Here is a 9,899-nt window from a genome sequence, read left to right on the forward strand (position 1 = left end):
TTTGAAGATTAAGGGAATTACTAAAAAAATATTTTACTAAAAATGGACTATATAACTGGTACCTACCACTTTCTGTAAAATATTATTATTTTAACAAATGAGTTTTATCGAAAAAAATTGTTGAATCGTTTGTAACGAGTTGTTATTCAAAAAAAACAAATGAAAAATCATTTGATTCAATTCTCAATCTTTTTTGATTTAGATGAAAATGCTGATATAAGAGCAATTTAAGCCCGCTGTAATTGAAAACGTTAGAATATAGTCATTACTTTCATTTATCGAAATGGCAATTTTTTAACTGTAAATTTGTCAACTTTTTTTGACTAAATAATACCTATTTTTTAAAAATATTGATTTCACAGTGCTGCAAGAAGAACCAAAATCGTTAAATATAAACCAGAAAAATTATTTTAAAAGTTTAATTTTGTTTTATTTTGTCACTTTTTGTTAAAAAGGCTGTTTTTTTTCTGAAAAAATGATATTATGTAAGGGTTCACATGAAGGGTGAGCTCTATTAAAGCGGTTTATTTAGAAATTATTCTATTTTTATTGTCAATATGACCTGAAATGGGAGGTCAAAGTAAGCGCTTTAATGACATAAAAATAAAGGAGGATTAAACATGGTTGGAATTGTTATTGCAAGCCATGGTGACTTTGCTGATGGTATCAAGATGTCTGGGTCAATGATTTTCGGTGAACAAAAAGATGTTCAATCCGTAACATTGCAACCTAGCATGGGTCCTGATGATCTTAAGGCAAAACTGGAAGAAGCTGTTTCTTCTCTAAGTGATCAAGAACAAGTATTGTTCTTAGTTGATTTATGGGGTGGAACACCATTCAACCAAGTGAATGGTTTGTTCGAAGCACATAAAGATAAGTGGGCTATCGTTGCTGGTCTCAACTTACCAATGTTGATTGAAGCTTATGCTTCACGTCTTTCAATGAACTCAGCACAAGAAATTGCTGCTCATATCATTGAAACAGCAAAAGATGGTGTTAAGGTTCGTCCAGAATCACTACAACCTAAGGAAGCTCCTAAGGCTGCAGCTAAACAAGCACCTACAGGTGGTCAACCTGGTTCAATGGAATATGTTTTGGCACGTATCGATACACGTCTATTGCATGGTCAAGTTGCTACTGCATGGACTAAGACTACAAACCCAACACGTATCATTGTTGTTTCAGATAATGTTGCTAAAGATGATTTGCGTAAACAAATGATCATGCAAGCCGCACCATCAGGTGTTAAGGCTCACGTTATCCCTATCGACCAAATGATCAAGATTGCTAAAGATGATAAACACTTTGGCGGTCAACGTGCACTATTGCTCTTCGAAACACCACAAGATGCTAAGAGAGCAATTGATGGGGGCGTTCCATTGAAGACAATCAATGTTGGTTCAATGGCTCACTCAGTTGGTAAAGTTCAACCTAATAAGGTTTTAGCTTTTGACCAAAACGATATCGATACTTATAAGGCTATGGAAAAAGAGGGCATCAAGTTTGATGTTCGTAAAGTTCCTACAGACGCAAAAGATAATCTTGATGCCATCATGAAGAAAGCTCAAGACGAACTTAATAAAGAAAAATAATTTAATACATATATGTTTGAGAAATTAAACGGAGGATTATAATCATGCAATTGAATGTTATTCAAATGATTTTAGTCGTTATAGTATCTTTCTTAGCTGGTATGGAAGGTATCTTGGATGAATTCCACTTCCATCAACCAGTTATTGCTTGTACTTTAATCGGCTTAGTTACAGGTCAATTATTACCATGTCTTATCCTTGGTGGTTCATTACAAATGATCGCCTTAGGTTGGGCTAATATCGGTGCTGCCGTAGCACCTGATGCTGCCTTGGCATCTGTTGCTTCAGCTATCATTCTTGTTCTTGGTGGTAAAGGTAAAGCTGGTGTTACTTCAGCTATTGCCATCGCCGTTCCTTTGGCTGTTGCCGGATTGTTACTAACAATTTTGGCTCGTACATTGGCAACTGGTATTGTTCACATTATGGATAAAGCTGCCGAAGAAGGTAGTTTTAGGAAAATTGAATTGTGGCAATATATCGCTATTGCTATGCAAGGTGCACGTATCGCTATTCCTGCTGCTTTGATCCTAGCAATTGGTGCTGGTCCCGTTAAAGACATTCTTAACGCTATGCCTAGTTGGTTAACTGATGGTCTTGCCGTTGGTGGTGGTATGGTTGTTGCCGTTGGTTATGCAATGGTTATCAACATGATGGCTACTAGAGAAGTATGGCCATTCTTCGCAATTGGTTTTGTGTTAGCTACAGTTACACAATTAACACTTATTGGACTTGGTGCTATCGGTATTTCTATCGCACTTATCTACTTGAAATTGGAAAAATCAGGTGGTAACGGTGGCAACGGTGGTGGAGGAAACTCTAACACTGGTGATCCAGTCGGCGATATCATAGATAACTACTAAGAGGGGAGAACACAAAAAATGGCAGATCAAGTAAAGATTTCTAAAAAAGATAGAATTTCCGTTTGGTGGCGTTCAACCTTCCTACAAGGTTCATGGAACTACGAACGTATGCAAAATGGTGGTTGGGCTTATTCATTAATCCCAGTCCTTAAAAAATTATATAAAACAAAAGAAGACCGTGCCGATGCTTTGAAGCGTCACATGGAATTCTTCAATACTCACCCATACCTAGCTTCACCTATTCTTGGTGTTACTATGGCTTTGGAAGAAGAACGTGCTAATGGTGCACCTATCGATGATGTTACTATCCAAGGTGTTAAAGTTGGTATGATGGGTCCTTTGGCTGGTATTGGTGATCCTGTGTTCTGGTTCACTGTTAAGCCTATTATTGGTGCCTTGGCTGCTTCACTTGCCATGACTGGTAATATTCTTGGACCAATCATTTATTTCGTAGCATGGAATGCTATTCGTATGGCCTTCATGTGGTACACACAAGAACTTGGCTATCAAGCTGGTTCTAAGATTACAGATGACCTTTCAGGTGGTATCTTGCAAGATATTACTAAGGGTGCTTCAATTCTAGGTATGTTTATTCTAGGTTCATTGGTTAACCGTTGGGTTTCAGTTAAATTCACACCTACAGTTTCAACTGTTAAGCTAGATAAAGGTGCTTACATTGACTGGGCACATCTTCCTGCAGGCGCACAAGGCGTTAAGGAAGCTTTGATTCAACAAAAAGCTGGTCTTTCATTGACAGCTCACAAAGTAACAACATTGCAAGATAACTTGGATCAATTGATTCCAGGATTAGCAGCTTTGCTTCTAACATTGCTTTGCATGTGGTTACTAAAGAAGAAAGTTTCACCAATCGTTATGATTCTTGGCTTGTTCGTTGTAGGTGTATTGCTACACGTTCTAGGTATTATGTAATAATTCCGAAACTTTTAAATATGGGGTGGACTCAAAAGAGTTCCGCTTAGTGCATATTTTTAAAAATGCACAAAATAAAAGAACGCTTGATATCGTTGATATCACAGCGTTCTTTTTTTATTTGAGCGGAACTTGTATGGGCAATGATAGGGGGGATGATAATATCATTTCAAAAATGATATTAGAAATCTAGGATATTGGTGTTTCCAACCTCTCTTTTAGAGCTCTCTAAATCGCCAACATAATATTGGTAAAAAGTCATCATGTTATGTCCCATCTGTTGTGCAATAGCGTCCGCGCTGCCGCCCGCATCAAGGTGTAACGTTGCGTAAGAATGTCTTAATGAATATAAACTATATTGGTGAACATCTAAATCCTTTATTAACTTAGTGAACTTTTCACCTAATTTTTTTACTTGAAGGGGTCGATTGGGGTATTGATAATGACTGCTGAATAGTAAGAGATTATCAGCATCCTTGATTTCATCTTCTGACATTAGGTTAGAGAGTTCTTCCATTTTAAGTTTAATTTGATTTTCTATCGTCTTTTTTGTTTCATCGTTGATACAAACGACCCTGTTGACGCCAGTTTTTGTATAGGGGCGTATTACAGCACTTTTTTCTCTAGATTCGGTAATAACTTTATCGACAATTAACTTATTATTATCTAAATCGAAACTGGATTTAATGTCTAATGCTCCCATTTCTCCTGTTCTAAGCCCCGTTGAAGCCATAATTTTTATAAAATTGAATTGTTGTATGTCTTTTTCTTCTGCACTTTCTAGTATTATTTGTAAATCTTTTTTTGAAAAGGGTTTTCTCATGCTATTTTTTCTACTTTTCTTCGGGTCTTTAATAAATTTATATGTCTTTATCGAACGACATGTATTTTCTGAAATAATTTGGTCTTCAACAGCACTGTTGAGTACATTCGAGAGAGGTTTCTTATAATTATCTAACATCGATTCAGAAGGATATTCACCATTTTTAAGTTTTTTACTAGCTAGACTGTCAAAGAATTTTCTCAGTATATTTAAATTGATTGCAGAAATACGCATTTTCTTTAATTCATTGAATTCTTTTTTTCTAAGCTGTCTTGAATATCTTATGTAAGTTGCAGTATCAACTCGACTTTTTTCCCAATAGTTTGTTATGTAGTCATTTAAAGTCATATTTCCATTTAGAGATTTGCCTTTGTCAATACTTTCTTGAGTTTTAATTATCCAGTCATAAGCTTTGATAAAGGCATCATCGATGGTTGTCGTGTTAGTGTTTTTTCCAAAGGTTTTAGTACGTGCTTTTTTCATGGTATTGCCAAACTCGTCTTTGAAATAGTAACTTACGTACCAGCTTTTTTTATTTTGTCTCTTATTTAGGGAAATATTGATTCCCTTGATAGCTCTTTTACTTGCCATTTAAAACTTCTCCTCAGTGTTATATAAACATGACTACACAATAGCGATTAAAATTCGTAATGACCAGCAGTTGTTATCTTTTTTTACTGATTTCAGGAATCAAAACCTAATTTAGTGAAACGAATAAGTTGTTGAAACGTTGCTATATATATGTTCAGAGCGTGTTAGCAATTTGTTTCTATCAATTAGAAAAGTTTAATTTGTCTGCTTGAAAACATTGATTAACGCTGAAATTGATTGCACGACACCCCCTGAAACATTAAATATGGAGGTGGTCATGATGAAATATCAATATGGTAATGACCAACATCGTGCTATTAGCAACGATGAAATAATTAAACTGTTATCCCAACTAGGTGGAGCCACAGTAAAGACTGTTACGGATATATTGGCCGTAAATGCTAATAATAAAACTCAAGCATTGGTTAGTAGCAACTTAATAAGTAGCCAATTTCTAAGCGGGATAACTGCAGGAAGGGCGCCAAGGATATTTTTTAAAAGTGGTACTAAATTGGATATAGATAGGGTTTTGGATGGTATGAACATCGGATATGTCATGTGGTATTTGCGACAAATGAACTTGTTAACTACATCAGTAGAAATTGATAAACAAATGTCTGTATCGACTTATCTAGCCTATAAATTTGACAGTGTTTCCAAGAATTTGTTACGTATAAGAATTATTTTTTGGGGACAAGAAGATACAAAGGGTAAGGTTAATCAAGCTTTATTAAAAGGATACTGTCCAGTTATTGTTGTCAATTCTAACGAAAAGGAGTACTGCTTTAACGAACTAATGGACATTATTAAGGACAATAACATTCTAGTTATTACTATAAAGCAACGTCAAAATGCTAAGTATTTAAATAGTTATCTTGTTTCGACAAAGGGAATTTTTGCCATTGATGAGGGGGACAAACAACAGTTTGAAACTGTTCTAAGCAAGTTAAAATCTTACGATGATACTGAATTATACGATGATATTATTGCTGAATATGAGAAGTCCAAATTGTTGAAAAAACAGCATTTGCCATCGTTGTTCCCTGACAATAAGAGGGGTGACCAACAATGAATTTTGATTATGAAGATATTTTAAAATCAGTAATTAATCACGCTATTACTGATTTTGCAATAATTTATTTTAGTATGAAAAGACGATTAGTTAACTTTCAAAAAGGCAGAAGTATAAGTAATCTGAGGTTAGTAATTACTTTAGCAGTGGTACTAATAATTGAGCTAATATTATGGTTTAAATTTAAGTTTATGGGAATGTTGATTCAACTACTATTGTTACCGTTTGTCCTAAGACTCTTTGACATTCAATGGGTCAAAGAACTAGTGAATTACCTTGATAACAATGATTCTACTGATAATAAAATGACTATCTTTTATTTAATAAATAGTGTCTTTGCAACAATTAGTGATATTGAAATGAACACACGCGCTAGTTTTCATGATGATAAGACAGCGCTTATGAATTTACAGGGCAAATTCATATCATTAAAAATGACTTTTGTTAGCAGTTACGATGGATATTTTGTTTCTAGCTATTTAAATGAAGACTATTGCAAGAGTAATCATTTATTACCAATTGCGGACACAAACTATATTTTTATCGATATAACTTACTTAATTGATGAGAACGAGGATGCGTATGTTAATCGTTTAATTGAAAATGATTTAGGTAATGACTGGCAATCAATTAAAGAATATAAAGAAAATCAACAGTTTGAACGTATAGCAAGACAACAAGAAGAATATAATGACAAGATAAATAATCTTGTTAAATCTAAAAAAGCTAGGGAAATTGTAAGGTTTATTGATAAGAAAGGTAATAATTTTGGTTTGTCCTTATGGAATTTAAACAAATCTGGTATTAAAGAAACGGGAAACGCGCTAGTAGTAAGATGTATTTTGAATGAAGATACTACTATTAAACAAGTAAAACAGTCATTATCTTTAATTAGCAAAAAGGTTCGGGTTGCAGTTTCTACCGAAGAATTAGCGGATAAAGGGTCTATCAATTTAGTGTTCCAGCTTAATAATAACTATATTGGTAAAAAGATGTCTGTTGATACTATCGTTAAAAATGCTGATGAATCAGTAATTAATCTAGGTGAGGGAGATTTTGGTAATGTATCTTTACAGTTACCCCATATTGATTTTCCTGCGATTCTTGTAGGAGGACTATCTCGTTCTGGTAAATCAGCTTTAAATACTATGTTAACTACATCATTATTGAGTTTGCATGAGGAAGATGGTCAAAAGTCTTACAGAGATGTCTTCATTGGAACTGTAAAAGACGAGGATTACTCGGCTTTGGGTTGGCAGAAACAGGGTATGTACATTGCGGGTAACGCAATGGATGCATACGAAATGCTAGTAAAAGTTGATGATATTTGTACTGCTCGTAAACAACAATTTATCAAAAATGGAGTTACTAATATCAAGCAATACAATGCTAAACATTCAGACAGCACAATGGGAAAGATACTAATAATTATGGATGAGTATGCTAATTTGTTGGGCAGTGCTGAATCCCAGTATATTGAGCTAGAGGGTAAGAAGGTTAAGTTAAGTAATGAGATAGAAAGACTGTGTATTAAGATTGCCCAAGAGCATATTTCGAGGGGCGCTACTCTAATAGTAATAACCCAAAATTTCGCCAAGAATGCTATGGGAAAAGTGTTTGACGCATTGGGTACTAAGTTCGTTGGTTATGCCCCAAGTAATGTTGCAAATAGCATTGACAATACTCAAGAACTTGCTAATGCAATGAAGAATGATGAGGAGTCTCGACAGGGGTTGTTCTTTGTTAGCGCACCTGATTTGAAACCAACAACCAATACATTACTACATAAGATGAATAACAGTTATTACAAAGTTAGAACTAATTATGTTGAAACTAGTGATGTTAAGAAGAACTTTAATAACACGTATTTAACAGCAAGCAAGTATCAAAATAACACTACACCACCTGATGATGGCAGTGGAGTTAAGAAGATAACTAGCTTGGATGACATTTAATGTGTATAGAAACTTAAAAGATAAGTAACATGAAGACTTGCAACGTAAGAATGCAGAGTTAGCATGTTTACAAACATAGTGTCAAAAGTAGATGAGGTGATTTATATGAAATGGGCATATTGTCGTGTAAGTACATTTGAACAAGACCCCATCGTCCAAATTGAATGGGCAAAATCAATGGGCGTAAATGAAGACCACATTTTAGCTGAGAAACGGTCAGGTAAATCAAAAGATGATAGGGCTAAGTTAACTGAGTTACTTAGTAAAGTTAATGAAAATGATGAAGTTTATATTTATAAATTGGACAGATTAGCACGTAATACAGCAGATAGCTTAAATATTATGAAACAAATGCGAATAAAGGGTGTTGTAATGATATTTGGCGACGTGGGTAAGGTTGAGAATGATGAAATAGGCAATATGATATTTACAATATTCTCAGCGATTGCCGAAATGGAACGGCAACGGATAGTTGATAGAACTCAAGCGGGTAAGAAATATCAAAGAGAACATAATCCCAATTTTAAAGAAGGGAGACCTAGAAAGTTATCTGATTATCAAATTCAACAGTTAATTAAACGTAAAGAGGCTGAGTCTGTTACTGATTTAGCTTTGAGTTATGGTATCAGTAGGAAGACGGTTTATCGATATTTAGCTTTATACAAAGATGAAGACTTGAAGACAAACTAGCACAGAGTTACAACTAACACACTAATATTAGTAATCAATAAATATAAGGAGTGTGTTAGAGATGAAGACATCTGCAACATCAGTATTAATTGAACGTATACCCAAGATTTTAAATCGAAAGGTGAATGAAAATGGGCTTACCTTTGATGAATTGTGGGAGCAACTAAAAAGGGATAAGGTAGCTGAAAAGTATCTTAAAAATGATAAAAATGAGTGGCGTTATGGACTTTTACAGGGTATCTCAACTCGTGTAAAGCAAGACAAAATCGCGGGTATTAGTATTATCAAAACTGAGGCTGGCAATAAGTGGTTCGCGGTAGATGATAAATTCTTTCTTAAAATGAATGAGTTTAAGCGTCATTTAGATGTTCTTACTACTATTAAATTTGTTGAAGATAGTAATAAAGATAATGCTAAGTTGAACGATTTAGATACTAAAATTGCTATGAAACTAACCGATTTAACTAAGCTTTCAGATGAGATAATCGCTGTTATGAAGAAAGAATCTCATGATAATGCTAAAGTAATCGCTACTGATTCAAGTAATTCAAAAAAAGTTGAAACGAAAAATGTTAGAGCTGATGCGTGAAGTCGTCAGTTCTATCTTTTTTCTGATAATAGTTTGACTCGTTACGATATTTAAGATGGTAAATTAAACGTATAAATTAAGTTTGGTGAGGTTATTTATATGTTTAATTTTAAAGTTTTGTACATAGTTGTGGACAGTGAGTTTGTTAATTATTATTTAAAAGAAGTTGAGTTTAACGATAGTAACAATGTATCTAGTTATATCAATGAAGACAGTGTTGTTAGTCAAAATTTATGTGATGTTCATACTAAGTTGCTATTAAGGCAAAGCAAGTATGATTCGAGTATTGATAGTAATTTAGAAGAAGTATTTGTTAATGACTATAAATTTGACAAGGTAGTTCACAAGCTGAAATCTTCTGAAGAAGCTGTTTAAAATTGAATTGGGTATAATTATATTAGTAAAAAACAACGTTCTGAAGAAAGCTGAAGAACGTTGTTTTTATTTTATTTAAAAAGTTTTGTGAAATTGATAATTAATTCAACATTACGATTTGAAATGACGTTATTATTTATTAAAGAACTTAGTTAATTAAAGTAAATCAGTTAAAACAAAAACAACTAATCAAAGCAAAAGTTTATAGAAGACAGCTGATGATTGAATAGTTGAATATAAGATAATGAAATGACACTCTTTGTGATATTCGTTTACTTATAAAGTAGGCAAATGAATGAATAGAAGGAGTGTTTTTTATGTTAAAGAATAACAATGATAGTAAGAGTAGTACTAAAGAATTCAAAGTAGGATATGTAAGAGTATCGAGTTCAGATGACCGTCAAAAATTGGGTTATGAAGCA

General features: G+C 33.8%; 9 protein-coding genes. 8 read left to right on the forward strand and 1 reads right to left on the reverse strand.

What is annotated here, in order from left to right:
• The first annotated feature begins 620 nt into the window (after window positions 1–620).
• Genes ACYT32_RS10240 through ACYT32_RS10250 form a run of 3 tightly spaced genes read left to right on the forward strand, consistent with a single transcriptional unit; the run spans window position 621 to window position 3,382 of the window.
• On the forward strand, window positions 621–1,592 hold the full coding sequence (locus tag ACYT32_RS10240; protein ID WP_395266010.1) for a PTS sugar transporter subunit IIB: 972 nt from the start codon (window positions 621–623) through the stop codon (window positions 1,590–1,592).
• Between the two features lie 44 nt (window positions 1,593–1,636).
• Entirely contained in the window at window positions 1,637–2,452 is an 816-nt protein-coding gene (locus tag ACYT32_RS10245) for a PTS mannose/fructose/sorbose transporter subunit IIC (RefSeq protein ID WP_395266011.1), read from the forward strand.
• Between the two features lie 18 nt (window positions 2,453–2,470).
• Complete coding sequence (locus tag ACYT32_RS10250) at window positions 2,471–3,382, forward strand: PTS system mannose/fructose/sorbose family transporter subunit IID (RefSeq protein WP_395266012.1); 912 nt, start codon at window positions 2,471–2,473, stop codon at window positions 3,380–3,382.
• Between the two features lie 181 nt (window positions 3,383–3,563).
• On the opposite strand, the gene ACYT32_RS10255 is transcribed toward ACYT32_RS10250, so the two are convergent.
• Window positions 3,564–4,796, reverse strand: coding sequence for a tyrosine-type recombinase/integrase (locus ACYT32_RS10255; protein ID WP_395266013.1), 1,233 nt, complete (start codon window positions 4,794–4,796; stop codon window positions 3,564–3,566).
• A 277-nt stretch (window positions 4,797–5,073) separates the two neighbouring features.
• Here ACYT32_RS10255 and ACYT32_RS10260 point away from each other — a divergent pair, with 277 nt between their 5' ends.
• From ACYT32_RS10260 to ACYT32_RS10280, 5 genes are all read left to right on the forward strand, one after another.
• Window positions 5,074–5,868: a hypothetical protein gene (locus tag ACYT32_RS10260; protein ID WP_395266015.1), complete on the forward strand. Its 795-nt coding sequence runs from the start codon at window positions 5,074–5,076 to the stop codon at window positions 5,866–5,868.
• Window positions 5,865–7,823 (forward strand): hypothetical protein, encoded by a 1,959-nt coding sequence (locus ACYT32_RS10265; protein ID WP_395266016.1) that lies wholly within the window; start codon window positions 5,865–5,867, stop codon window positions 7,821–7,823. The genes ACYT32_RS10260 and ACYT32_RS10265 overlap by 4 nt, the downstream gene beginning before the upstream one ends.
• Before the next feature lie 105 nt (window positions 7,824–7,928).
• Window positions 7,929–8,513 (forward strand): recombinase family protein, encoded by a 585-nt coding sequence (locus tag ACYT32_RS10270; RefSeq protein ID WP_461793443.1) that lies wholly within the window; start codon window positions 7,929–7,931, stop codon window positions 8,511–8,513.
• Between the two features lie 61 nt (window positions 8,514–8,574).
• Complete coding sequence (locus tag ACYT32_RS10275) at window positions 8,575–9,102, forward strand: hypothetical protein (RefSeq protein ID WP_395266018.1); 528 nt, start codon at window positions 8,575–8,577, stop codon at window positions 9,100–9,102.
• Window positions 9,103–9,201: 99 nt separating this feature from the next.
• Window positions 9,202–9,477, forward strand: coding sequence for a hypothetical protein (locus ACYT32_RS10280; RefSeq protein ID WP_395266019.1), 276 nt, complete (start codon window positions 9,202–9,204; stop codon window positions 9,475–9,477).
• The last annotated feature ends 422 nt before the right edge of the window (window positions 9,478–9,899 follow it).

The sequence above is a fragment of the Companilactobacillus sp. FL22-3 genome (assembly GCF_054881455.1).